This window comes from Paenibacillus camelliae (genome assembly GCF_023715345.1).
GTDB classification, from domain to species: Bacteria; Bacillota; Bacilli; order Paenibacillales; family Paenibacillaceae; genus Pristimantibacillus; species Pristimantibacillus camelliae.
Genome location: NZ_JAMBNY010000004.1, coordinates 114,419 through 139,121 on the forward strand (window position 1 = coordinate 114,419; position 24,703 = coordinate 139,121).

Annotated in this window: 37 protein-coding genes; 32 read left to right on the plus strand and 5 right to left on the minus strand. The window is 41.3% G+C overall.

The window, feature by feature from the left end:
* The first annotated feature begins 148 nt into the window (after window positions 1-148).
* Together M3180_RS10065 and M3180_RS10070 are read left to right on the plus strand one after the other, a co-directional pair.
* Window positions 149-901, plus strand: coding sequence for a class I SAM-dependent methyltransferase (locus M3180_RS10065; protein ID WP_251667267.1), 753 nt, complete (start codon window positions 149-151; stop codon window positions 899-901).
* Window positions 902-933: 32 nt separating this feature from the next.
* On the plus strand, window positions 934-1,332 hold the full coding sequence (locus M3180_RS10070) for a hypothetical protein (protein WP_251667268.1): 399 nt from the start codon (window positions 934-936) through the stop codon (window positions 1,330-1,332).
* 22 nt (window positions 1,333-1,354) lie between these two features.
* Here M3180_RS10070 and M3180_RS10075 read toward each other — a convergent pair whose 3' ends face one another.
* Window positions 1,355-2,101, minus strand: coding sequence for a YqjF family protein (locus tag M3180_RS10075; protein WP_251667269.1), 747 nt, complete (start codon window positions 2,099-2,101; stop codon window positions 1,355-1,357).
* Window positions 2,102-2,235: 134 nt separating this feature from the next.
* On the opposite strand from M3180_RS10075, the gene M3180_RS10080 reads away from it, so the two are divergent.
* The 21 genes from M3180_RS10080 to M3180_RS10180 all read left to right on the plus strand — a co-directional run bounded on the left by M3180_RS10080 (window position 2,236) and on the right by M3180_RS10180 (window position 14,178).
* Entirely contained in the window at window positions 2,236-2,721 is a 486-nt protein-coding gene (locus tag M3180_RS10080) for an NUDIX hydrolase (protein ID WP_251667270.1), read from the plus strand.
* Window positions 2,722-2,744: 23 nt separating this feature from the next.
* The gene (locus tag M3180_RS10085; RefSeq protein WP_251667271.1) at window positions 2,745-2,939 is read left to right on the plus strand and encodes a hypothetical protein; all 195 of its coding nucleotides are present in this window, start codon (window positions 2,745-2,747) and stop codon (window positions 2,937-2,939) included.
* An 86-nt stretch (window positions 2,940-3,025) separates the two neighbouring features.
* Complete coding sequence (locus M3180_RS10090) at window positions 3,026-3,670, plus strand: pyridoxamine 5'-phosphate oxidase family protein (protein ID WP_251667272.1); 645 nt, start codon at window positions 3,026-3,028, stop codon at window positions 3,668-3,670.
* 63 nt (window positions 3,671-3,733) lie between these two features.
* Window positions 3,734-4,591: a pentapeptide repeat-containing protein gene (locus M3180_RS10095; RefSeq protein WP_251667273.1), complete on the plus strand. Its 858-nt coding sequence runs from the start codon at window positions 3,734-3,736 to the stop codon at window positions 4,589-4,591.
* 21 nt (window positions 4,592-4,612) lie between these two features.
* A complete protein-coding gene (locus M3180_RS10100; protein WP_251667274.1) occupies window positions 4,613-4,870 on the plus strand; it encodes a DUF2164 domain-containing protein in 258 nt (85 codons plus the stop codon).
* Window positions 4,871-4,913: 43 nt separating this feature from the next.
* The gene (locus M3180_RS10105; RefSeq protein WP_251667275.1) at window positions 4,914-5,192 is read left to right on the plus strand and encodes a hypothetical protein; all 279 of its coding nucleotides are present in this window, start codon (window positions 4,914-4,916) and stop codon (window positions 5,190-5,192) included.
* A 19-nt stretch (window positions 5,193-5,211) separates the two neighbouring features.
* Complete coding sequence (locus M3180_RS10110; RefSeq protein ID WP_251667280.1) at window positions 5,212-6,096, plus strand: PhzF family phenazine biosynthesis protein; 885 nt, start codon at window positions 5,212-5,214, stop codon at window positions 6,094-6,096.
* A gap of 134 nt (window positions 6,097-6,230) precedes the next feature.
* Window positions 6,231-6,722: a GNAT family N-acetyltransferase gene (locus M3180_RS10115; protein ID WP_251667282.1), complete on the plus strand. Its 492-nt coding sequence runs from the start codon at window positions 6,231-6,233 to the stop codon at window positions 6,720-6,722.
* Window positions 6,719-7,186, plus strand: coding sequence for a GNAT family N-acetyltransferase (locus tag M3180_RS10120; RefSeq protein ID WP_251667283.1), 468 nt, complete (start codon window positions 6,719-6,721; stop codon window positions 7,184-7,186). Before M3180_RS10115 ends, M3180_RS10120 begins: the two co-directional genes overlap by 4 nt.
* A gap of 90 nt (window positions 7,187-7,276) precedes the next feature.
* Window positions 7,277-7,891 carry a hypothetical protein gene (locus M3180_RS10125; protein ID WP_251667284.1) on the plus strand — a complete coding sequence of 205 codons (615 nt, stop codon included), beginning with the start codon at window positions 7,277-7,279 and terminating at the stop codon, window positions 7,889-7,891.
* 41 nt (window positions 7,892-7,932) lie between these two features.
* Window positions 7,933-8,253 carry an antibiotic biosynthesis monooxygenase family protein gene (locus M3180_RS10130; RefSeq protein WP_251667286.1) on the plus strand — a complete coding sequence of 107 codons (321 nt, stop codon included), beginning with the start codon at window positions 7,933-7,935 and terminating at the stop codon, window positions 8,251-8,253.
* A 26-nt stretch (window positions 8,254-8,279) separates the two neighbouring features.
* Window positions 8,280-8,495, plus strand: a complete 216-nt coding sequence (locus tag M3180_RS10135) for a DUF4083 family protein (RefSeq protein ID WP_285855689.1) — start codon at window positions 8,280-8,282, stop codon at window positions 8,493-8,495.
* A complete protein-coding gene (locus M3180_RS10140) occupies window positions 8,492-9,037 on the plus strand; it encodes a hypothetical protein (RefSeq protein WP_251667288.1) in 546 nt (181 codons plus the stop codon). The genes M3180_RS10135 and M3180_RS10140 overlap by 4 nt, the downstream gene beginning before the upstream one ends.
* 7 nt (window positions 9,038-9,044) lie before the next feature.
* Window positions 9,045-9,497, plus strand: a complete 453-nt coding sequence (locus tag M3180_RS10145; RefSeq protein ID WP_251667289.1) for a VanZ family protein — start codon at window positions 9,045-9,047, stop codon at window positions 9,495-9,497.
* Between the two features lie 31 nt (window positions 9,498-9,528).
* Entirely contained in the window at window positions 9,529-10,191 is a 663-nt protein-coding gene (locus M3180_RS10150) for an HAD family hydrolase (RefSeq protein WP_251667291.1), read from the plus strand.
* Between the two features lie 19 nt (window positions 10,192-10,210).
* A complete protein-coding gene (locus tag M3180_RS10155; protein ID WP_251667297.1) occupies window positions 10,211-10,492 on the plus strand; it encodes a hypothetical protein in 282 nt (93 codons plus the stop codon).
* Between the two features lie 88 nt (window positions 10,493-10,580).
* Complete coding sequence (locus tag M3180_RS10160) at window positions 10,581-11,087, plus strand: DinB family protein (protein WP_251667298.1); 507 nt, start codon at window positions 10,581-10,583, stop codon at window positions 11,085-11,087.
* A 230-nt stretch (window positions 11,088-11,317) separates the two neighbouring features.
* A complete protein-coding gene (locus M3180_RS10165; RefSeq protein WP_251667477.1) occupies window positions 11,318-12,109 on the plus strand; it encodes a GNAT family N-acetyltransferase in 792 nt (263 codons plus the stop codon).
* 175 nt (window positions 12,110-12,284) lie between these two features.
* The gene (locus M3180_RS10170) at window positions 12,285-12,650 is read left to right on the plus strand and encodes an aromatic acid exporter family protein (protein ID WP_251667300.1); all 366 of its coding nucleotides are present in this window, start codon (window positions 12,285-12,287) and stop codon (window positions 12,648-12,650) included.
* Between the two features lie 18 nt (window positions 12,651-12,668).
* Window positions 12,669-13,616, plus strand: a complete 948-nt coding sequence (locus M3180_RS10175) for an aminoglycoside phosphotransferase family protein (protein ID WP_251667302.1) — start codon at window positions 12,669-12,671, stop codon at window positions 13,614-13,616.
* Between the two features lie 118 nt (window positions 13,617-13,734).
* A complete protein-coding gene (locus tag M3180_RS10180) occupies window positions 13,735-14,178 on the plus strand; it encodes a VOC family protein (RefSeq protein WP_251667303.1) in 444 nt (147 codons plus the stop codon).
* A gap of 59 nt (window positions 14,179-14,237) precedes the next feature.
* On the opposite strand, the gene M3180_RS10185 is transcribed toward M3180_RS10180, so the two are convergent.
* Entirely contained in the window at window positions 14,238-15,287 is a 1,050-nt protein-coding gene (locus M3180_RS10185) for a flavin-containing monooxygenase (protein ID WP_251667305.1), read from the minus strand.
* A gap of 211 nt (window positions 15,288-15,498) precedes the next feature.
* Here M3180_RS10185 and M3180_RS10190 point away from each other — a divergent pair, with 211 nt between their 5' ends.
* The 4 genes from M3180_RS10190 (at window position 15,499) to M3180_RS10205 (ending at window position 17,422) form a co-directional block, all read left to right on the plus strand.
* Complete coding sequence (locus M3180_RS10190; RefSeq protein WP_251667307.1) at window positions 15,499-15,645, plus strand: hypothetical protein; 147 nt, start codon at window positions 15,499-15,501, stop codon at window positions 15,643-15,645.
* 495 nt (window positions 15,646-16,140) lie between these two features.
* Window positions 16,141-16,683 carry an AAA family ATPase gene (locus tag M3180_RS10195; protein WP_251667308.1) on the plus strand — a complete coding sequence of 181 codons (543 nt, stop codon included), beginning with the start codon at window positions 16,141-16,143 and terminating at the stop codon, window positions 16,681-16,683.
* Between the two features lie 209 nt (window positions 16,684-16,892).
* A complete protein-coding gene (locus M3180_RS10200) occupies window positions 16,893-17,048 on the plus strand; it encodes a hypothetical protein (protein ID WP_251667309.1) in 156 nt (51 codons plus the stop codon).
* A 53-nt stretch (window positions 17,049-17,101) separates the two neighbouring features.
* Window positions 17,102-17,422 carry a hypothetical protein gene (locus M3180_RS10205; RefSeq protein ID WP_251667310.1) on the plus strand — a complete coding sequence of 107 codons (321 nt, stop codon included), beginning with the start codon at window positions 17,102-17,104 and terminating at the stop codon, window positions 17,420-17,422.
* Between the two features lie 93 nt (window positions 17,423-17,515).
* Here the strand turns inward: M3180_RS10205 and M3180_RS10210 are convergent, their stop codons facing one another.
* Window positions 17,516-17,980, minus strand: coding sequence for a cupin domain-containing protein (locus tag M3180_RS10210; RefSeq protein ID WP_251667311.1), 465 nt, complete (start codon window positions 17,978-17,980; stop codon window positions 17,516-17,518).
* Between the two features lie 164 nt (window positions 17,981-18,144).
* On the opposite strand from M3180_RS10210, the gene M3180_RS10215 reads away from it, so the two are divergent.
* The 5 genes from M3180_RS10215 (at window position 18,145) to M3180_RS10235 (ending at window position 23,214) form a co-directional block, all read left to right on the plus strand.
* Window positions 18,145-18,912 carry a DUF4184 family protein gene (locus tag M3180_RS10215; RefSeq protein WP_251667312.1) on the plus strand — a complete coding sequence of 256 codons (768 nt, stop codon included), beginning with the start codon at window positions 18,145-18,147 and terminating at the stop codon, window positions 18,910-18,912.
* Between the two features lie 171 nt (window positions 18,913-19,083).
* Window positions 19,084-19,464 carry a VOC family protein gene (locus M3180_RS10220; protein WP_340838517.1) on the plus strand — a complete coding sequence of 127 codons (381 nt, stop codon included), beginning with the start codon at window positions 19,084-19,086 and terminating at the stop codon, window positions 19,462-19,464.
* A gap of 195 nt (window positions 19,465-19,659) precedes the next feature.
* Entirely contained in the window at window positions 19,660-19,842 is a 183-nt protein-coding gene (locus M3180_RS10225) for a hypothetical protein (protein WP_251667313.1), read from the plus strand.
* Between the two features lie 125 nt (window positions 19,843-19,967).
* The gene (locus tag M3180_RS10230; protein WP_251667314.1) at window positions 19,968-21,287 is read left to right on the plus strand and encodes a sensor histidine kinase; all 1,320 of its coding nucleotides are present in this window, start codon (window positions 19,968-19,970) and stop codon (window positions 21,285-21,287) included.
* A 208-nt stretch (window positions 21,288-21,495) separates the two neighbouring features.
* On the plus strand, window positions 21,496-23,214 hold the full coding sequence (locus M3180_RS10235) for an ABC transporter ATP-binding protein (protein WP_251667316.1): 1,719 nt from the start codon (window positions 21,496-21,498) through the stop codon (window positions 23,212-23,214).
* Window positions 23,215-23,349: 135 nt separating this feature from the next.
* Here M3180_RS10235 and M3180_RS10240 read toward each other — a convergent pair whose 3' ends face one another.
* Both M3180_RS10240 and M3180_RS10245 read right to left on the minus strand, forming a co-directional pair.
* A complete protein-coding gene (locus M3180_RS10240; RefSeq protein WP_251667318.1) occupies window positions 23,350-23,823 on the minus strand; it encodes a glutathione peroxidase in 474 nt (157 codons plus the stop codon).
* Window positions 23,824-23,860: 37 nt separating this feature from the next.
* Window positions 23,861-24,520, minus strand: coding sequence for a response regulator (locus M3180_RS10245; protein ID WP_251667320.1), 660 nt, complete (start codon window positions 24,518-24,520; stop codon window positions 23,861-23,863).
* Window positions 24,521-24,703: the final 183 nt, after the last annotated feature.

Below are 24,703 nucleotides of genomic sequence, written 5' to 3' on the forward strand. Positions count from 1 at the left end.
AAACTCCTTTAAAAATATGTTAGTGAGATCTGTTAGAAAAAGATGTATAATATTGGAATAAACTACCCAGAATCGAAACCGTCTAAGAACTATAGCTATCTTAGACGGTTTCTTTTATTTTTATAAAAATCGAAATGGAGTGATCACATTGAATAACCGTCTGAAAGAGCAAGGCCAAACCAATAAAAAAGCATGGGAGCACCGTGCATATGAATTTTGGCATAAAAGAGATGGATCACCCCAGGAAAGTGCATCACGAATGATGGAAAATCCGCTAGCCTGTCTTAAGAAGCATAAGGATTACTTTAGAGAGGTTGAAGGATTGAAAATTGCTAACCTATGCGGATCGAATGGACGAAAAGCTGTTCCACTCGCTTTACTTGGCGCAGAGGTAACGGTGTTTGATATTTCCGAGGAAAACAAAAAGTACGCTCTAGAGCTGGCTGAGAGTGCTCATACGACGATAGATTATGTTGTTACGGATATCTATGATATTGATCTCGAGAAGTATAGAGCACAATTTGACCTTTTATATTTAGAAGGCGGCATCCTGCATTATTTCGGTGATCTGCATTTATTTATGACGATTCTCCATACCATATTGAAGGTGGATGGAAGGCTCATCCTTAGTGATTTTCATCCTTTATCCAAGTGCATCGTTAGTAATGGAGAAGTTAATTATTTTGACTCGGAGTTTAGAAGCGGGGACGTTGCTTACAAAGGATATTTCGAGGAAGAAGAACAGGCTGATTTTCCAGATGTAATGCTTAGGCTCTATACGCTCAGTGACATCATCAATGCTGCACTGTCTGCTGGCTTCCAGCTAAGAAAGTTCGATGAGCATCGTGGCTGGAACAATGAAAACCTACCATGGGAATTTACAATCGTAGCAGATAAATAAGGACTAAGAAACGAGAGGAATATTGATCGACCATGAAGATCTTTTTACAGCGTTTGCTCTGGCTAATTGTCTTATGCGCGATGTTTTGGGGCATCACGGAGCTGCTTTTTTATGTCACGTACACATTTGGTTATGACATAAACCCTGTATATATTACGCTTATTACCCTTTTACTAATGGCAATATATACAGCGGTAATCTGGTTTGGATTTCGCGGCAAGCTTTGGTACGTATCTCTGCTTAGCTTGCTGCTTTGTCCAATCGCATATGTCATTATGCTACTTGCGTTTGGCAGTATGACTGCAATTGAAGGAGACGATTATTCAGTAGGCTTTTACGGAATCACTACATTTGTTTACAATGCCATGTGCTTATTGATTGGTACGCTCATCGGCAATTCTCTTCTTCTATATGATAGGACACGAAGGTAGAATGAAGATCTCTAAATCCACTTTATGCACGAAGCAATGGCCATACCCGAACATCTACGCCCTTGGAATAATGCAGTATGGGTGGTACTGACTCGACATGAATACCTTGACCGGATAGCATTGTGTTATCGCGAATTTCCGCTTCGGCATGCTGAAGGGGCCAAGGGCGATGAAGAATATCGCAACGAACAATTTTTCCATTTCGAGAAGTGGTATAGAAGCAATATCGCTCAGTCAGCCACTCGTCAAATGAGCCAGCTTCTGCCAGATAAGGCTCTGAGATCTTCCGATAACTGCAATCTAGTAGGATCGATGGATCTGACTTGCGAGCACTGCTAAAGTGATGTGTATGCTCGCTTTCGCTTTGCTGCCGCTCCATGCTCGCGTGGGCATAAGGGAGATGACAAAGCTTTCGGGCAAAGACAACCATAGGCAAGTTGGTTGCATCAAGGCTGAAAAAATAAACGCCAGGCTTATCATTTATCGTTACATACGTCCGTACATTGAGCTCAGGGAAAGAAGGAGCTGCTGGAAGTCCGCGAAACTTCACGTTATCCATATCAAAAGCAACGAGGCCAATCCAGCCCCAGCCATCATAGCTGTCTAGAGCAAGTGTGTCAGGAACAAGCTTACGGAGTGTATTTAGCTGTATCGGATAATGAATAAACAGCGCATGATTCCAGGATTGCTGCATCCCCCAAGGTAGCTTTGGAAGTGGCCAGGGACGATGACTAGCGTCCCATAGATCGTTTGTATGATCGGTTGGCATTGTCATTCACTCCTACAGTAGATTAATATGTTAAATATTATCAAATATAAAATGTTACATCAATCAATAAACCTAATGTTCATCATAAAGTAGGAAATAACCTATTCCATCTCACATAAGAAGCAGGTGATGTTTTGTTTTCGAGGCTTATTAATCGATTACCGCGTGATTGGCTAGTGTATATGTATAAGCATATGCCATTTGATAAATTAAAAAACTGGATTGTATATCGTGCGCAGCATAAATTTCTAGTCTCTGTTCTTGGCGTAATTACGAATGAAGCAGGTCAGGTGCTGCTGCTAAAGCATGTTTATCGAGATGAGCCCTGGGGAGTGCCAGGCGGCTGGATGGAGCTGGAGAAGCCTGAGCAGGCACTGGCAAGAGAGGTATATGAAGAAACGAAGCTAACCGTTGAAATCACAGGACTTGCTAAGGCGATATACGGCGAGAAGCCTGTAAGAGTAGATTTAGTATTTAGAGGAAAAATTGTCGGAGGTACGTTTGCTCCTAGCTCTGAAATATCAGAGATTATGTACTGTGATGTTGATCGCTGGCCAGAAGGCATGCCAGATGTGCAAAAGAAGCTGATCAACGATGTGCTCTCTAATGAAAATAGATAATAACGGTGTTGAGGAGGGATAAGATGAGGCTCGCAAAAAGCTTTATTCTCGTTGTCGTTAATTTAGTTGCCCAATTGTGGACAGGGTTCGACCGAAGACCTGAATTCTACGACCAACATACACGAACGAGTACGAAGAAAGGCTATATCCTGTTTGTATCCCTGATCGTTATAGCAACGTTTGGAATCATCACTTGGCTATACAATCGAATCTACTAAGCGTTAGTACTGCTAGAGAAAAATGTGGAAATTTATGTTAACCTATATGTACGACTTGAAACTTCTAATAGATTGGGTGGATTACGATGAACAGCATCTTTAGAAATGTAATAGAAACGTTCGAGGAATTCAACGAGCTGCAGGCAGAGCTCGGACAACCAAGTAACGTTGTATCCAATAAAGTCATTCATTCATTAGAGTCAACTAGTAAGGATTTTATTAGTAATTCTCCATTTATCGTCATCGCAACGTCGGATGGCAAAGGACGCTGTGACGCATCGCCTAGAGGGGACCGTCCGGGCTTTGTACATATCATAGATGAGAAGCATCTGTTTATACCAGAGCGACCCGGCAATAGAAAAATGGACTCTATTCAAAATATATTGCAGAACCCTCATATCGGAATCATCTTCATCATACCTGGAATGGATGAGACCTTTCGAGTAAATGGAAGAGCATGCATTAGTCGTGATGAGGCGTTATTAAGTAAAACAGCAGTGAATGGGAAGCTGCCGAAGATGGGCATTGGCGTCGAGATTGAAGAATGCTACATGCATTGTGGCAAAGCATTTAAGAGATCAGGCTTATGGGATGCTGAGCAGTGGCTGCCTAAAAATGAACTGCCTTCAGCTTCTAAAATAATTGCTGCGCATGTAAGTGAAAAAATGCAGGTAACCGCTGACCAGATTGAAAAATCTCTAGAGGATACCTATAAAAATCGGTTGTACTAAACGAGCTAACCTTGCTCGTAACACTAGACTCAATGATGTAACCAGAAAAAGGAAGTGGCAACAATGTCAGTAGCAGATTATACCTATACATTGGAAGCTCGATATTCCGCGAAGTGTGAGGAGTGTTTCGGCTTATGCTGTGTCGCACTTCCATACGCAAAGTCTGCGGATTTCGCATTTGATAAGGATGGCGGGCAGCCATGTCGACATTTACAGAACGATTTTCGTTGTGGCATACATACACAGCTGCGGAGCAAAGGCTTCAAGGGCTGTACGGTGTACGAATGCTATGGTGCAGGACAAAAGGTTTCTCAGCAGCTATATAGCGGAATTGACTGGAGACATGTAGAACAACAACAAGCACAAGAGATGTTTGCAGTATTACCCGTCGTTCAACAGCTTCATGAGATGCTCTACTATTTACAGGAGTCCCTTATGCGGAAAGAAGTGTCTATACTGCATGAACAGATCGAGCAGTTGATGAGTGAAACAGAGGCATTGACGCTGCAATCACCAGCATCAATTCTTAAGCTGGACGTGAACGAGCATCGCAAAAATGTAAATGAAGTGCTCATAAAGGTAAGTGCGATCGTTCGGGCAGCACAGAATAAGACGAATCAATCTAAGCGGCAAGCTTTACAGGGGAGAGACTATATTGGTGCTAACTTAAATAAAGCATGCCTCATCGGTGCTAGCTTAAGAGGCGTTCTCCTCATTGGGGCCGATCTAACAGAAGCTGAGTTGCGGGGAGCTGATTTTATAGGGGCAGATATGCGAGATGCTAACCTACGTGGTGCTGACCTCAGCGGAGGGCTGTTTCTAACCCAAGCACAAATTAATTCCGCGCTCGGTGATAAGCGGACGAAACTGCCAGCTCATCTCGAGGTGCCATCACATTGGTTAGATGCTAGGAAATCTTAATAGTAGTAGGAGAATGATCATATGCTTAGAGTAAACATACCTAAAGTAGATAAACAAATGATGATCCATAATGTACAAGCATATTTTGAACTGGAGCGCTCAGAGACGATTGGTGAGCTCGCTGCTGAGCAGTTCATCGATTTTATGATGAATGAGCTCGGACCATACATGTATAATCAAGCCTTAACGGATGCTAGAGCAATGCTGCATGAAAAAATCAATCAATTAGATGATGAACTTTACATACTAGAAAAACCGGTACAGCAACGTAGAAGATAAGTCGGAGTATAAAACTAATTATTCATTCCAGGAGGTTAGCAAGATGAGACAGAATGTGCGTTTATGGATAGAATCCGTAATAGTTTCCGCATTTCTAATCGTTATGTTTTATATATGGCAGATCGTTCAAGGCTATATGATTACGAAAAAGATAATTTCATCAGCTGTGGCGCCAAGTGTTAACACAACGTTTGATTTGCCGTCAGAGGTAGCGTTCGTGTATACAAATCAGGTAGATTGGGCTGTGCTGCTTGGCTGCTTTTTATTGTTGGCTGTTGTTTATTATGGAGTGCGAATGGTGATTAATCGTACAGGTAAATGATTTTAGAGGAGGTGGTTGCATGAACAGTATACAAGTCCTGCACTATGATGCGTTTTCCGCTGAGAAGAACAAAGGAAACCCTGCAGGGGTCGTCATAGATAGCCCCCAATTAACGGAAGCGGATATGCAGCGTATTGCGAAGAAAGTGGGCTTTAATGAGACGGTGTTCGTACTGAGCTCACAGGTTGCAGATGTTAGATTGCGATATTATACACCAGGTCATGAGATCAATCTATGTGGTCATGCAACGATTGCTTCCCTATATTGTCTTAAGACGAAGGGGTTAATCGAAGCGAATACGATAACGATCGAAACGAATGTTGGCGTACTGCCCGTTACATTTGAAACGATAGAAGACCAACTCGTGATCACGATGAAGCAGGATGAGCCGCAGTTTCAAGCTTTTCAAGGTGATGTGGGCAAGCTCGCAGCATCGCTTGGTTTGTCGCTGGAGGAGATCGATCTCGCGAAACCGATTGTCTACGGAAGTACCGGCACGTGGACATTGCTCGTTCCAATTAAGAGGTTAAGCAGCTTCCCTAGAATGAAGCCTGACAATCAACGGTTTCCTGAGATATTAATAGAGAATTCTAAAGCATCCGTACATCCATTCTGCTTTGAAACCATAGACAAGGCAGCGATGATGCATGCTAGGCATTTTTCATCACCTTATTCTGGAACGATTGAGGATGCTGTAACTGGAACAGCATCTGGTGTGATGGGCGCATATTATTTAACGTATATGGATACGCAATCACGATCGCTACAGTGTGTCGTTGAACAAGGACAGGAAATCGGTAGAGATGGGCGAGTATTTGTAAAAGCGATTCGTAATGACCACTCATCGATTGACGTATACATATCAGGAACAGCAGCTTATGTTGGGCAGATTACGATAGATTAGATGCTTATCATGTTGAAAGGAGTGATGTGGTATGAAAAATTGGGCGATGCGTGATAGAAAAGGTGATCTCTATTAATACAGAGGAATAGGATGCAACCTGATTCCTCTGTAAATTCAATGCTGGAGGAATCGCTATGGGTATTAGTTTAAGAGCTGTAACGAGAAACAATTGGTTTGAGTGCACGCAGCTGGAAGTGACCAGTGAGCAAAAAGAGATGTTTCCTGCTCCAGTTGTATATTGGATTGCAGAATCGAAGGTTATTCCTGAATATGAGCCGCTTGCCGTGTATCACGATGAGGAGCTTGTAGGTTTCGCTGTATACTGCACTGCTCCAGATCATGACGGGAACTATTGGATACCTGCGTTAATGATGGATACAAGGTTTCAACGGAAGGGCTATGGTAAGGCAGCTATGATCAAACTCATTCAGTATATGAAGGAAAACTATGCATGCGATCGATTGATGATCGGTCATAGACCAAATAATGTGGTTGATTTGAAGTACCCGACAATGCACCAGAATCCATACAATTTGCCAAGCACAGAGGCTTTAAGATTCAAAGACATTACTTTGAATCGGTACTGGATTTATCACAGTATGATCAGCCTATACTCGTTCACTTGAATGAGGCAATCATCATAACCCCTTATTCTGAAGTATCGTCGCCAGACATTGATCAGAAGCTGTATGAGCTTTATCGCGAAACTAGCTTCGATATTCCAGGCTTTAGCGGTGATTATTTTGACTACGCGGAATGGAGAAAATGGACTCTCGACTTACCCGGCTCTAAGCCTGAATATGTGCTGCTGGCGATGGATGAGGAGAAACCTGTCGGGGTGACGCAGCTACTATACAATGAATCAACGCAGAGTATGTATTTTGAATATACAGGTGTAAGAAAGGCTTACCGTGGCAAAGGTATTGGATTAGCTTTGAAAGCGAAAAGTATTGAGCTAGCACAGAAATTACAAGTGAAGGTTATGAGGACGAATAACGATTCGCTTAATGCCCCCATGCTGCGTATCAATCGGGACAAAATGGGATTTGAACCTGTTCCGGGCGACTATCATATAGTTAAAACACTTTAGTTTTCAACATGCAAGGTAAGGTCAAACTGAGTTAAACATTTTACTGTGCACCTTATATGAGTGCAATAACATTGGAGTAGGTGAACAACGATGAAGCTATACATTGGACAACCGAAATTAGAAAAGACCATTACGCAGCTTGAGCAAGCCATGAGAAATTATACAGATATTGATGTCATAATCTACCCTGAAGGCTACCTTAATGAAAATATCGAAGGTGCTCAAGAGCTTGCAAAAGCCTATAGCACCTCGATCATTACAGGATATAGAAAGCCAAAGGACTGGGCGATTATCATCAATGACGTAGGGGAAATCATACTTAATCGAGCAAAATATGAAGCGTCTCCTGTCGTACAAATAAATAATTACAATATCGGGTTTATGCTCTGTGACGAGCTAGTTCTGCAAGGGACAAGTAAAATTACAGGAACAGCTCCTGATCTCATTATTCACCCGATTGGTGTAGGTATGTTTAGTGATGAGCAGTTCGATGAGTGGCTGACTGAAGCGAAAAGACTGGCGATTGAGAGTAAGGCCGTAATCATTGGTGCAAGTCACGCAGATGGTTCATATCGAAATTGTGGTATATCGATTCCTATTGCGTATGGCATCGCACAGGATGGCAGCGAAATATTTGTGTCTAGGAATGATATTCGTTCCATTCTATATGATACGAGCACACAGCAGGTTGTGTATGTGGAATAAATAATACGAAGCGGGAGTAAATAAGGATAGGGGAGAAGCTTATGATACTTGAATTAGCCATATTGAACATTAAGCAAGGGCTGTGCGATTCATTCGAGCAATCGTTCCAAAAAGCATCTACGATCATCTCGAGCATGGATGGGTATATTGAGCATCAGCTGCAGAAATGTGTAGAGACACCTAATCAATATTTATTATTAGTAAAGTGGGAATCGATTGAAGCACATGAGATCGGCTTTAGACAGTCAGATCAATATCAGGAATGGAAGCAACTTCTACACCACTACTATGATCCATTTCCAGTTGTCGAGCATTATACGAGCATATACTCACAAACAGCTAATCGAGGTGGGGAGGTGTAGAGGTGCGTTTCGATTTCTATAGAATGATGGGCGTTATATACCCTGTTATCGTTGTTGGTCTTATGATACTTTTTCTAGTCAGCTTCTACCTTTTTATTAATAGGCTAATAACTAGTAGACGTAACACAGTGAGCTCCCTGCAAAATATAGAGCATAAACTGGATCTTATACTAAGTCAATTAAGCAAGGAAGAAGGAGCTGTGGAATTTAAAACGAGCAATAGGAAGGGAGTAGGGGAATGATTAAGCTGAATGAGCTTTCTTATCTCATCATAAGAGTGCTGGCGATTGTATTCTTTTTATTTGGATTGAATCATCTGATGAATTTACTAGAGTTTTCTATCCCATCCTATATGAGCATTGTTGATTATCTCTCATTTTTTGAAGCATTTTTAATGGTTGGTATACCGGCATGTATTCTCATTATCGTGAGCATCGTTATGTGGTTGCTAGCTGGAAGAATATCATCCCTTCTATTACCTAAAGTGGCTCCAGCTGAGCAAGAACTGAATATCGTCCATGTTAAGTATCTGGAGGGCTATATTTTAGCAGTGGTTGGATTGCTGCTAGCCGTATTTTCATTTACTTCTATGCTTAGATTAGTGTTGACGTATTTCGTTATTCCAACTGAGCAGGGCTTCGCATTTACGAATCAAGTCCAGCTGTATTCAATTGTCGAGCAGGGCTTGCGCTTCATCATTGGAATCGTGCTATTCGTTAAAGCGGAAGGATTCGCCCGCCTGCTTAGGAAGATTAGAAGTGTTGGCTTAAAGGAGCAGTCTTAGGCGAGATATGAATAAAATATTTGTGAAAATAGCTGTTGCATTACTAGGATTTTATACATTATTGTTAAGCTACTGGATGCTAATTGGGTTTGGGAGAAGGTCCACCTCCAATCACTATATGATTAATCTCAGGCCATTTGAGATGATCTCTCATTTTATGCAGTTTGATCGCTTTAATACATCGATATGGGTTGTGAATCTTATTGGCAATATCGCTGTGTTTGTACCTTTTGGCGTGCTGCTCCCCATTGTATTCGGTAAACGAATCGGTAAAACGTACTTTGTTTTCTTTGTTGGTCTGCTTATATTAGAAGGCTTGCAGCTCGTTTCGAGAAGAGGAAGCTTTGACATCGATGACTTTATATTAAATTCAGTAGGTTTCTTTTTTGGATACGGAATTTTTAGACTGTTATATTTAATAAAGATGAACATGAAACGCCCATCTAGATCTGATATTTAGAGAGGCGTTTTTTTGTGAAAGGGAGGCGGACATGAAGGAACTGAAGGGTATTATATTTGATTTGGATAATACGCTCTTGGATCGTACGAAGACGTTTGGTCAATTTACAACGAAGTTTTTACAGCAGTATTTTAGTCATATGGAAGAGAAACAAGAACTGTATGATATGATCATCGACCTTGATCAGGACGGGTATAAGGATAAGAAAGAACTGTTCGCGCAGCTAATCGATGAATTCCCGTGGAAGGAAAGACCGACAGTACAGGATTTGATGGCTTTCTATGAATCGGAATATGTTAGCAGCGCAGTAGCGATGGCTCATGCTCATGAGGTGCTGTCTTCTTTAAAAGAAAAGTATAAGATGGCACTCATTACCAATGGCAGAACGATGATACAATACGGTAAAATTGATCGACTCAGCATGAGAGATCAGTTCGATGCGATCCTCGTGTCGGAGGAAGCAAAGGTTAAAAAGCCGGATTCACTCATATTCCGTATGGCATTAGAGAGATTACAGCTGCAACCTGAGCATTGTATCTATATCGGTGATCATCCAGTGAATGATGTGCAAGGTGCTGCAGCGATAGGAATGAATACAATATGGATCAAGGTGAATCAACCTTGGAATGAGCAAGTGAAGGTGAAGCCGATACATACGATTACAAGGCTTGATGAGCTGCTTACCATTCTATAAAACAATAGGAGGTATCCTGATGAAACAAAGAGTAAAATTTTACTACAGATTGTTTATGAAGCAACCACTATGGTTTAAGGTTCTAATCCCTTTAACGTTCATCGCTTCACTATTGTTCAGCAGCTCACTCTTCTCCTATAACTCTAACTATGATAGCCTCGCAAAACTATCAGCAGCTTTATTCTTTTTAGTTTTTGGCTTGAAGCTAAGAAGAAATGTGAAAGTATCGGCTGTATTTTTCGTACTCGGAATAGTATGTTTAGCATTATCATGGAGCAGCTTTGATTCCAGCATAATTTAGAGCCTGAATTTATTAATGGATTAGCTAAGTCAATGAATAATTAACTCGGCTAACTACATGACATCATTAAATCAAGGAGTGAATAAAGTTGAGTCAAACTCTGACATTACATGGGTATCATGTTTGGGCGAATGAGCTTGTTTTTGAGCATCTTAAGAAGCTGCCTGGTGACATATGGAGTCAAGCATTAAATAGTGTATTCCCTTCCATTCAAGCAACGATGTCACATATTTATGCTATGGATGCGATGTGGCTTAATGTGATGCAAGGTGGAACGTTCGAAGAAGCTAGAGCTGTAGTCGTCGAACAGCTGAGCCAATCTTCAAACTTAACGATTCAGCATATGCAGGAGCGATATTCGCTGCTTGCAACTGACTACCGCCGTTTTATTTCCTCACTAGACACAGACACAAGCATTGCGATTTCACATCCCGCCTTTGGAACTGTTTCAACAGCAATGACTGATTTAGTCCAGCATGTTGTCAATCATGGTACCTATCACCGAGGTAATATTACAGCGATGCTCCATCAATGCGGGCAGAAAGGTGTTCCGACCGATTATATGTTTTACTTGTTTTCTCTATCTAAATCTTAGAAATATATTATTACCTTATTAAATATTGAATATTTCCATTACCAAATTTTATGGTAAACTAGTATAGGTAGTAAAATACCATATACATATATAACATAATTACATAAAGTGAGACAGCTCGGACGTCTACCTATGATTGCTATTATCTAGGTAGACGTTTATTTTTGGGAATATTAACTGTAAAAAACTGCCTAATTTAACGAAGGAATAAGGGGGAGTAGCAGTTGCCGATGAATACATCGCTCGCAGCAATCATCGAGAAAGCAGAGATTGACTATATGCTCGATAGAATGCAAGCGATCAAGGAACGTGATGGAAACCCTGAAGGAATTGAGATCCGACGTTTTCATGACGCCATTGCGTTTTACAGCCGAACGATGCCGTGGGGCTTGTTCAATAATGTAAAGGGAACGATTCAAGAAGAAGATGTTGAGGCTATTATTGGGTTTTATGAGGAAAGAAGCAGACCGTTCGAGCTTCAATTCATTCCAAGCAAGGCGAATAAAGCTGTTTTTAGGCTGCTGCATGATCGGTCCTTCTATCAAGCGGGATTCCATACTTCAATGTATCGCGAACTGCTTCATGAGATCGAGCTATCTAACAATAAGCAGCTACTCGTGCGTGAGCTGCACGAGGACGAATTTGAATTATATGCCCAAATTCATTGCCTTGGTACAGGGCTTTCCCTAGATGGTCAATCCTCTGTTGCCAGCAACAATCGTGTACTGCATGGCCGTAAAGGCTGGCGATATTATATTGGTTTCTATAATGAAGAGCCGGCGGCCGTCGCTGTTATGCATATGAAGGATCAGGTGGCCTCGTTAACCTTTGCTGCAACATTGCCAGCATATCGACAATTGGGACTGCATACGGAGCTGCTGCTCTATCGCATGAAGGAAGCGCTTCGACATGGCTGTAAGCTAATTGTCGGACAATGCGCTTATTGCTCCGGGAGTCACCGTAATATGGAACGAGCAGGTATGAAGCTCGCTTATACGCGATCCACTTGGACTCAAGTATAAATAAGGAGGTAATCTATGAGGAATGTACCTGTACTGCAGCATGATAGACAATTTACAGCAGATGAACCGCTGCCTCATCATTACGCCGAACGAGGCGAAGCAGATCAAATATAGCATATAAAATAGGCAAGCCTTTCAAAACGATTGTAACTATAGATATAAGAGAGGAAAGGTAATGGCGATATTAGGTATACTTCTTGCGTTAATAACGACATATTTTTTTGGTGAATATGGTTTTGCTATCATTATTTGTATTGCATTTGGATTAGTAATAAGTATGTACTTCAAGCAGAAGAAGCTATTTGCTGATGCTCAAAAAATTAAAATAAAGCTCGGAATTGAAGATGTACATACGATTAAGCATCAGCTTAATGAGGAAGAACGTGCAGGAGTGAGGCAAACGCAGATAAGGCAGGAGCAAGTCGAGGCAGAAGAGAATTTTGATTATGAGTTAAGCATTGAAAAAGAGCTCGAGCAGTATGAGAAGCATCATAATGATCTATTAAACAAACGGCCTCATCGATCGGATCAATATAAATAGCTCAGGAGGAACCTAACGATGGTAGATGTTCAGCAACATATTAAGCAAATCCAGAGTATTCCTTTGTTTCATGATGAGCCAATAAGTATTGAGCCCATTCTTAAGGGCTACTCAAATGACATGAAGTATAGGGTTACATACGAGCAGCGTCCATACCTAGTTAAGCTGTTCGAGGAGAGACAGTTCACTGCTAAGCAAGAAGAATATGACGTGCTAGGCAGCTTACGACAGCTAGGTGTGAATTGCTCAGAACCTATCGCACTAGGGGTGAATGGCTTAACAGGCACAGGTTATCTCGTATTAAGCTATGTCGAAGGTGAAGATGCGTCAGAGCTTCTTCCGCATTATTCGAACAGTGTTCAGTACCGTATAGGTCAACAAGCAGGCAGGCAATTGCGCTTGATCCATCGAATTAAGGCGCCTCCTACGATGACTTCATGGGATGAGCGAAAGCTTAATAAGCATAAACGATACTTGGAGCGCTACCAATCATTAGAGCGTAGTCTGAAACTATCCTCTGATGAACAGATAATCTCGTTTATTGAAGAGCATCTGCATCTTATGCAAGGACGACCTAACCTGCTGCAGCATGATGATTTTCATGCTAGCAATCTCATTGTAAAGAACGAGCAATTAGCGGGTGTCATTGACTTTAATCGGATGGATTGGGGCGATCCGATCCATGAGTTTCTTAAGGTAGGTTTTTTCAGTGTGCCGGTTAGTATTCCATTCTCCATCGGTCAGATTCGCGGCTATCATGGTGACCAAGAGCCCACGGAGCATTTTTGGAAGCTATATTCCCTGTATACGGCGATGAGTGTGATCGCGTCAATGGTGTGGATAACAAGTGTGAAGCCTGAGGAAAGTGAACAGATGCTTATTCGTTGTGAGCAAGTGCTTGAGGATCATCATCACTTTGCATCTGTCGTACCAAAGTGGTACGTTGACCATACAGGCTGGCTGTAATTTTCAGTAGCTTGAAGTCAGGTGTGACACAATGCCGCGCAGGTCATTATTCCAGTGAGGCAATACAATATATATTCTTCAGGCGGTGATTAGCTTGAAGGTTAAGGAGTTGTATCGCATGGACATTAAATTCAATCGAATTGGATACGTTTACGTACCGACCTCTAACATGGAAGCTTCTATTGCTTGGTATGCCAAGCACCTTAATTTTAAGCTGATGAATAAGTTTGAGGATCGTGGCTCCATGTTAGCTGTGCTGCATCATCCACATCGGCATTCGATTGCACTGCTGCTTATAGAGACAGATCAGCCCCATCGACTGGAAATTAATCGTAACGGAAAACCATTTCCGATCATGGCCATCAACTGTACCGACATTGAGCAAACACACCAGCAATTTAGAGCCGCGCAGCTTGATGTGGAAGAGCTGCATACGTTAGGAAAGGGTGAAGCTAAATATTTTTATTTCCGAGATAATGAGGGGAATCTGCTTGAGGCTGCTTGGTCGATATGGGATATGGAGGATGAGTTGAAAGATAACTTTTTCGTTAACGCTGAATAGAAGCACACAAGAAGCACAGCTGAGCAATGGAATGCCCTGGTGTGCTCTTTTTGTTGATGCTATAACCTACTAGCGATGACGCTGTATAAGTAGCTAGCGTCTCTACCCACTCCACCGATTAATGCAGACCCACGATGGGATTGCCAAGGTAAACCGAGTACATATAAGCCCTCTACTGGTGTAACTCCTTTAACGTGAAGAAGCTTGCCGGCATCATCGACTACTTGGGGAAGCTTAATCCAGCTGTAGTCGGCACGAAATCCAGTTGCCCACACAATATTTTTCACATGAAGCTTGCTTTGATCTGCAAAGACAATCTGACCATTGTGTACAGCGACTGTTTGTGGTTTTAGCTGTACAATACCACACATTAATGCTTGCTTTAATTCAGTTCCGAAAACAGGATCACCTTTACTTATTAACCATCTGCCAAACAAGCTATCTGCCGATGCCCGCAGCAAGCCAAGCCTATGAAGCCACCAGAAAATGCTTCGCTTCCCTATCTGTAGTGGGAAAAACAAGAGCTTGCGATTCGTAGATAAGGTTACCTCGCGATCCTCGCTAAGCTCGACGGCAAGCTGGGCGCCCGAGTTACCTCCGCCAACAATAAGCACGGGTCCAGGCTTTAAGTCAGAAGGGGAACGATATTGTGACGTGTGCAGCTGATAGATGTCAGGATCCACCTCAGAAGAGAAAGTAGGCAAGTAAGGCTTATGAAATGGTCCAGTTGCAACAATCACCTGCTTTGCCACCAATCGTCCTCTGCTTGTATCAAGCAGGAATTGATTGGCCTCCTTTGTTAAGGACTCGACGCCTATATCGAGCTCAATATTGAGTTGAAACTGTACCGAGTAGCGCTCCAAGTAATCGGCGATCTCATCTTTTGAGGGATATTGATGTGGTGATCCATCAAGCGGCAGACCAGGCAGCTGACTGTACCATCTAGGAGTGAACAATATTAACGAGTCATAGCGCTGTCGCCAATTGTCACCTATTCTTTTCTCTTTACCGAGTACAACATAACGAATCCCCGCCTGCTGCATATAATAAGCTGCGGCAAGACCTGCTTGGCCAGCACCGATAATAATAACATCATAAGCCTGGATCATTATTTTCACCTCTACATGGATTGTAAAACCAAACATGAACATATGCTCATATTTAGTTTATGTCGAAACATCGTTTGTGTCAACATTTACCACGTATGATGCCTTCAATATAACATGACCGTAGAGAAGGATAGCTTAAAATGAATGACGATCCATCTCAGCTGGTGCTGTAAAACAAATAGGTTTGATACATTACTGTGAGGTGTAGTGAATGGAATTATTTCTTATATTTATGTTGGTCTTTATATTCATTTCATTGCTTTCAATCGAACGTTTACTGAAAAAAAAGCTTGATCAGTCAAAAGCGCTAGAGGAGGCGATAAATAAACTCATTGAAATTACGAAAAACAAACCGTAGTACAAATGATCACCTATATTTTTTCTTAATAAAATGTAAAAACTTGGTTAAAATGTTGCTTGATCACCAGATAAAATGCATGATATGACAAAAAAAGAGTGTTTGATTACATTTTTGTCAATTTATATTGATTTGATGTTAAAATAGGTCTAAAGGATTGCGCTTATTGTCCTACCTCGAATGCGGATAACAAACAGTCCGATAAGTGTGTGCAATCTATAAATAATTACTACTTCCCCTCGATAAACTATGCTTAAGCATAGCCTGCCCTTGACTCCACGTACCCTCACTAGTTATTTTGTGAAAAAGAAGAGCTGCAGCAATTCCTACATCACGCTGCAGCTCTTTTTATGGTTCAATAAAAATTGTGTAATATTTGAAATAAAACCGCCTTAAAAGATAACATTTATGTTAATATTAGGTGGGTATTTGATGTTAACATCCAGGTTAACGATAAACGTATTTTTAATAAAATGTTTACGGTGGAGGTGCATCATGATCATAATGATTAACGGAGCAGTTGGCTCTGGAAAAACTTCAGTAGCATATATGCTTCAACCTATGCTTGAGAAAAGCATTATTTTTGATCCTGAAGAAATAGGCTGCATGCTTAAAAGGATCATTCCAGATCACGTGAGGCTAAAAGAAGAACAAACAGGTGACTACCAAGACATGGAGTTATGGAGGATACTGACGGTAAAAACAGCACGCGAAATGATTGAAAGATACAATACAGATTTAATTATTCCTACAACGATTTATAAATCGGAGATCTTTGAATTTATCGTAAAGGAATTAAAAGCGATTGATTCAGAGCTTTATCATTTTTGCTTAGAAGCCTCTGAGTCTACGATCTACCAGCGATTGAAGAAAAGAGGAGATGAGCTTAACGAATGGACTTACACGCAAACTTTAAAATGCACGGAAGCATTCAAGCATCATCGCTTCGAGCAATTTATTCAAACAGATGATAAAAGCCCAGATGATATTGTTAGTGTTATTATGAATCAGCTACCTGTGTACCAACAATTGCAGTAGCACGATAACTACATAAAGCCGAAATGCCGTATTCCTCTTGAGTAGTGTTGTTATTAGCTGGTGTTTCGGTTTTTATCATTAAGGGGAGAGAATATGCTAATTACGATTCTGCTTCTAGTCATTATTAAGCTGGGACCTATCAAAAAACGTGATTATGTAGCAGAGGCGATGGAGAGAGATCGACAATACAAAGAGAACAAGGGGGAGTAATGACGTTGGAGATACTGGCCATTATAATGTTAATTGTGCTAATTATTGGTTTTGCAGGTGTCATCGGTAATCAAACAACGACCATACGACAGCTAGAACAAACTCACCGTTCATTAGAGCAATTGCACCAAACGGTTGAATCAATGAAAAAGTAGTCTCGCTAGATGATAAGAAAAGAACAGATGCATCAAAGGGAAGAGGGAAAACGATGGAAAGAAAAATCGTAAAAACAGGAATATACAGCTTTATCCTTGGTCTACTCGTAGGCTTATTTGTGTTTAAGGGCTACACTGTGGACTATTATAGCAGTTCTAGCTATACGATCTATTATGATTCACTAGATCAGTATATTTTTCAATTGCTTCGCTTCTCTGCTGCGTGCTCGTTGCTAGCGATATTGATCGCTGGGTTTGACCAGCAGAATGAGTTGATCGCAAGTGATCGACCAGCCATTCGCTTTTTGAAATTAATTTGCGTCGCATGTTGTGTAGTCATTGCCTCATACTGGATCGTTATCGGATTGTACTAATGAATGATGATACAGCAACCTCTTTATGATAAAAAACGTCCATCTATGAAGTGATGTCACATAGATGGACGTTTTTAGTATACATCGTTGATATTAGCTTCTATCAATTAGCTTGAAGTCGTCGTAATGAAAGCCTGGGGCAACGACACAGGAAACAAGTACAGGCTCATCACCGAGTGGCTTGGCCATTTGCCACTCATTGGCAGGTACAAGCGCTTGTAGCTGCTGTCCTGCAGCAATGTCCGGCCCAACGATAATTTCTTGTCTAATAGCGGGGTCTTTATCTGTACCACCTAACGTTAGAAGCAACGGGCTCCCTGAATGCCATAGCCACAGCTCGTCAGAGTACACCTTATGCCAATCAGAAAATTCATCAGGATGTAGTAAAAAGTAGATTGAAGTTGCCGCTGGGCGTGGACCAGAATAAGGCTCGCCAAGCACATGCTGAGGAATCGTAAAATTTGCTTTCCAAAGCTCTTTATACCAGCCACCTTCAACATGTGGTTGAAGTCCGAGCTGCTCCACGAGTGGAGAACGTTTTTGTTGAACTGCTTGCATGAGTACACTCCTATCATTAGCTTCTACGGTGAAGCTTTCTATTATCATTTCTTATTCTACAATGCTATCTTTATATCGTAAATTGATGAAAATGTACATAGCAACTTCTTCTATCCAACATAAATATTAATGTTAGCTAATCGCTATTGAAAGGAGACAAGCTTATGCCCTTTACTGTAGCGCATGCTTTTTATGCACTGCCGATCCGCTATATAAAGCCAAAATATTTTAGTGCTACAGGACTTATATTAGGCAGTATGTCACCTGATCTAGAATACTTTCTGCACCTTGAGCCTTATCGGAGCATCGGTCATACATGGCAAGGATTATGGCTGCAAGCATTACCCTTAAGTATCATTCTCGCAGCCTTGTTCCATTATGTAGTGAAGAAGCCGCTGTCTATTCACCTTCCGGGCATATGGCAGCTGGACGCTCGCTGCTACGCCATGCTGCAGCAAGAGCAGCTTCGTTCATGGCGAGCGTGGTCGATCTTTGTATTATCCGCCATCATAGGGTTCGTTACTCATATCACACTGGATGAATGGACACATGCACATAGCTCCTTCATCGAACTGCTGCCATGGATTTGGAATGAATCGCTGCTCTCACTACCCATATACAAAGTACTGCAGTACAGCACCTCGCTCGTCGGATTGATCGGGATGGTGGTGATACTGCTGTTAAGTCTATCGAGAATTAAACAGGATAAGCTCAAGCTCAGTAAGCTCCATGTCTCCAAGATTAGCAGCAAGCAGAAGTTAATGTACTGGTCAATAGCTGTCCTAGTTGCCATTGTAACGACGCTGCTTAAGCTAGCTTTTAGTGCGAGTGGTAATACGCTCGGAATATTAGTCGTAGCACCGATCTCGGGTCTAGTACTAGGCATTGTTGTGGCATCGCTGGCTCCTACATACCAAGCATTTAGAAAATAAGGGCGTTCACATATTGTTCACATCTGGCAGATATATTTGTTCCTTTTCGGCGATAGGGTAGTAAAGCTGCTGCGTTCTTGAAGCTGTCTTGGACTGCTCTTGGCGTAAGCGACTGCGCGATGCGAGACATGATGGAGTGCATCGTGACAATGTTGAATGAGGTGGATATGAATGAATATGATTAAGGGCTTGCTTCACGCACAAATTACTATTCCTACTGGTGCCGAAAAAGAGGCGAGAGCCTTTTATTGTGATGTACTTGGACTAGAGGAAGTTAGCAAGCCTGCAAGCTTGATTGATCGTGAAGGCTTTTGGCTAAAAGCCGGCGATCGTACACTTTTTGTCGGTGTATCTGATACAGAGGGACGAAACGCTTATCTTAGTTATGAGGTCGCAAATATTGATGATATGAGAGAGCGACTGCAATCCTATGGAATATTGCTTAAGGAATGCAAGGCTATTCCAGATTACGAAAGGTTCGAATGCTTCGATCCATTTGGCAATATACTAGAGTTTATAATGCCAATAAGTGCATTCACCTATTGCAGCTGATAGAGCAGCGAGCTTAGACCATATCTATTGAAATATAATATTAAGCTTCAGTATATGTCTTAGGCTATATCTATTAAACTGGACTGAGAGACTTTGGACATCATTATATGATGATGCCTAAAGTCTCTCTTTTATATATTCGAACATACTCATTATTTCGGCAAGACAAGCATACGATAGGGAAAAGGGAAACCGATGAAGGAGAGTGGGAATTGGATGGTTTACTTGATTATTGCGCTTAATATCGTCATTATATGTCAGCTTATTGATTTAAGAATGAGTATACCAGAACGAGATTATGTGGAGGAGGCAATGATTCGAGACGCAAAGCATCGAGCAAAGCAAAGAACACTTAATCAAAACAAGCTGAAAAAATAAAAATACGTTATCAAGTAGGATTGAAAATCGTTCACATAAGAGAATTTGAACTTTTTGTCGAATGATTTGTTATTATGAAGGTAAAATTCCTCTAACATATGAACAGAAAGGCAGCTCGATCATTTATGACTCTGATCATTTATGGAATAATGGAGCATATCCTTTTGCTTCTCGCATTCTTCTACATCATCGATAAGAAGCCATCTCGAAAGCAGCTTCTGCTGTATATAGGAATAATCGTTGCACCGACAACTATCTTGATGTATCTTACTCCACAGTACATAGCCATCGCCTATCTCGTGATCTCAGCACATCTATTATACTACTACTTTGAACGAACGATTTTTTCGATTATATCCTGTTCTGTCATTATCGTTAGCACCATTATATCGGATTACTTTTCCATGCTGCTGCAGCCAACCTTCAGTAAAGTATTAGGCAGCAGCGGCACACTCGCACTGACACTGCTCTTTTTTGTGCTGATGTTTACGCTATTGATATATTGGTACAAGCAATATATGTATAGACAGTTTCAGGCACTTGAGCCGCCATGGTATATTAAGGCGCTGTTAGTTGCCATTCTCCTTAGCACAATTGTTGTTGTCTATATGAACATATTCGACACTCGCGATAGCACAAGTGAAATTATATTGATGAATCTCGTGATACAGATAAGCTATTTCATCTCTATGATCGTGCTGAGTAGTCTATTGATCTTATATATGAAGAAACGCAATGCCATCCATTTTCAAGAGATGGAGCAGGAGCAGTTTCTTCACTATATGAGTGAGCTTGAGCTCGTTAATCATGATATGCACAAGTTCAGGCATGACTACGTAAATATATTGCTTACTATGCGAGGTTACCTAGATGACAATAACCTCGAGGGGCTGCGTCAATACTTTCACGAGCATATCTTGAAGGTGGAGCAGCAAACACTTCAGCATCATTTAATGTTTATGCAGTTCAAAAACATAAAGATTCAAGAGCTGAAGGGGCTTATAGCGACCAAGCTAATTACGGCAGAGAAGAACGGCATTGTTGTAAATGTTGAGATTCCGGATCTCATCACCTCGATTGATATGAATATGATCGACCTAGCTAGAGTGATAGGAGCCTTACTTGATAACGCAATTGAAGCGAGTGAATGCATCGAGCATCCAAGCATCAATCTTGCTATCATTGATACGGTTAATGGTGCGATTGTCATCGTTATTGAAAATCGTGCAACGTTAGAGGGCTGTAACGTACATAGGATCTTTGAAGAGCATTATTCAACAAAGGGTAAAAACCGTGGACTTGGGCTAGCTACGGTTAATAGAATCGTTCATCAATACCCAAATGCTCATCTGGAGACGTTATGTGAACCAGGCTGGTTTACCCAAAAGCTTACAATCGAAGCTGCTGTTTCATCAAGTGCTGCGGCTGCATCAGGCACCGCTTGATGCAGTAGCCGCATTCGTAGTAAAACAGGCTGTGGTCCACTAGTGATCACAGCCTGTTTTATTTACTTGCATGGCTTGTCCAACGAATGAAGCATGAAATTGATAGATAATTTTTCTTAAGCTTGCAACATTGGCAATCATTGTCTATACTCAACTATTATTAATCGCATTAAAATCTTCGCATGAATAAAAGGGAGAATAGACATATATGATTGCAAAGTTTTTTAGTTTTTATCGGCCCTATAAGAAGCTATTTATACTTGATTTTAGTTGTGCAATCATTGCTGGTTTACTTGAGCTTGCATTTCCGCTGGCTGTGAGATATTTTACGGATACACTATTGCCAACTGGGCAGTGGGGCAGTATTGTCGCAGCTTCACTAGCTCTGCTGGTGCTATATATTATCAATACGGTCTTGATGTATATCGTCAATTATTGGGGACATACACTCGGCATAAGCATTGAAACGGATATGCGTAGAAATTTATTCTCTCATATCCAGAAGCTATCCTTTCGATTTTTCGATCAATCGAAGACAGGGCATTTAATTGGTAGATTAACGAATGATATGAATATGATTGGTGAGATGGCGCATCATGGACCGGAGGATTTATTCATTGCAATCATGACGCTAGTCGGTTCGTTTGTCATTATGCTAACGATCAACTGGAAGCTTGCCGTGCTGACCTTTATCGTTGTGCCGTTAATTATCATCGTTGTTATTCACTTTAATAAAAAAATGACGGCAGCGATACACCAGCTTTATAAGGATATTGGAGACTTTAACGCAAGAATCGAGGACAATGTTGGAGGGATTCGTGTCGTTAAAGCTTTTACGAACGAAGCATTTGAGAAAAAACAATTTGCACGCAACAACGCGCAATTTAAGTTTACGAAGCTGTCTTCCTATAAGTTAATTGCGAAAAGCAGCTCGATTACCTATATGATGATGCGCTTTGTTACATTATTTGTTTTGGTATGTGGTACTTGGTTCGTTATTCGCGGGGAGCTGAGCTACGGTGAATTCATCGGATTCATACTGCTTACAAATGTATTTTTCAGACCGATTGAGAAGATAAATGCAGTAGTCGAAAGCTACCCACAAGGCTTCGCTGGCTTTAAGCGCTATGTCGAGCTGATGGAGACTGCGCCAGACATTAAGGATCACTCACAAGCGAAGAAGCTGACGAATTTCCAGAATGAGATCAGGTTTGATAGTGTTAGCTTCGGTTATGAATCTCATCAACGAATATTGAACAATATTAACTTAACAATTAAGCAGGGACAAACGGTAGCCTTCGTTGGACCATCCGGTGCTGGTAAGACAACGATTTGTAGCTTGCTGCCACGCTTTTATGAGGTGAGTGAGGGTTCCATTCGTATTGATGGTGTGGACATAAGGGAGTATACTCAGCAGTCCTTGCGACAGCATATCGGCATCGTACAGCAGGATGTATTTTTATTTGCTGGAACTATTCGTGAGAATATCCAATACGGAAAGCTGGATGCGACGGAAGAGGAAATATGGGAAGCAGCACGACGCGCACGGCTTGAGTCATTCTTGAAGGAGCAGCCAGACGGACTAGATACCGTCATCGGTGAACGTGGTGTAAAGCTGTCAGGCGGTCAAAAGCAGCGGATTGCCATCGCTCGTATGTTTCTGAAAAACCCACCTATTCTTATTCTTGATGAAGCGACCTCTGCGTTAGATACGGAAACGGAGGTTGCCATTCAGCAGTCGCTAGCTGAGCTGTCAGTAGGTAGAACGACGCTCGTTATCGCACATCGACTGGCGACCATTAAAAACGCTGATGTGATCGTTGTGGTAACCGAGGAGGGCATTGCCGAGCAAGGTAGTCATGCTGAGCTGCTAGATGCTGGTGGTGCGTATGCGAAGCTGTACGAAGCACAATTCGGACTGCAATAATTGATAAAGTAAGTGATAGCGTTATGTAATATTGGAAGGAAGAAAAAAGGGCTTGATCGTAGGCTGTGCTTCAAGAACACTTGAGTGCAAAGCCTTGGATCAAGCCCTATTTATATGTCACTGCAATGATTAAATTTATAGTAGTTTTTCAATATCTGCTTCAAGCTTTTCGGGTGTTGTTGTTGGAGCGAAGCGTTTAACGACATTGCCTTGACGATCGATTAAAAACTTAGTGAAGTTCCACTCAATTTTGCGAGTAAGTAAACCGCGCTTTTGCTCCTTTAAGTAGTTAAACAGTGGATCGGCTGCATCGCCATTGACGTCGACCTTCGCAAACATAGGGAAAGTAACACCGAAATTCATCTGGCAGAACTGCATTGTTTCGTCCAGTTCTTCAAATTCCTGATTATTGAATTGACTGCATGGGAAACCAAGAATGACAAGGCCTCGTTCTGCATACTTGTTATAAAGTGCCTGAAGGCCTTCAAACTGTGGCGTGAATCCACATTTGCTTGCCGTGTTGACGATGAGTACGACCTTGCCTTCATAATCACGCAAGGAGCGAAGCTCGCCTTTCGTATCCTTAACCTCATACTGATAAATGGTCATACGGTCCGTGGCCCTCCTATCGATCTATTTTAGCTTGCTACAGCTTATAGTGCTGACTTACGGGACGAAAACTTTGATCCTGCTGCATTCGTTCGATCGCTTCAATCTTGTTTCGAACTCTTAATTTATCGTATATTTTCCGTAAGTATTTTTCAACTGAGCTTTCACTTAAATGCACCTTTTTAGCAATAAGCGCATTAGTGTAGCGTTTATATATAAGCTCCAGTATATGCTGCTCTGTAGGTGTCAAATCAATCTCCCAGTAATGCTTATCATGCTCGGAGCGGTGCAGCTTTATTTGTTGGAATAGATGGAGGGGGATCACGGTTTTACCATGCATGACAGCAGTAAGCAATTCTGCAAGCTCGGTAGCAGAAGCTGACTTCGTAAGCATACCGCTAACACCGCTTTCAATGAGCTGGTTAAAGAATGGGGCGTAATCGTAGCCAGTATAAACAATAATATGAAGCTGGGGATAGCGCTTCTTAAGATTTGCAGAAAGCGTGACACCATGATCTTCGTTTAGATTGAGCTCTAGTAAAACAATGTGAGGCTCCTCTGATTCTATCAATTCTATACTGTCATCCCAAGATGTTCCACAGCCACAGATTACTATATGATTCATAGGTTCTAATAAAGAGATAATTTTTTGAGCGATATGCTCGTCCTTTTCAATGAGTAGTATTTTTATTAGCATAGGCTATAAATTTCTCCTTACATAGCAGATATAGTCATCTGTAAGAATAATATAAAAGCATAAACAATAATTTACATAAACATTATAGATAGTATATCATAAACTATATAAAATTGTTTATTTTAACAATTTGTAGTATAAATACGATCGTCATCATGATATTAACTTCCTTGAGCCAGTAAT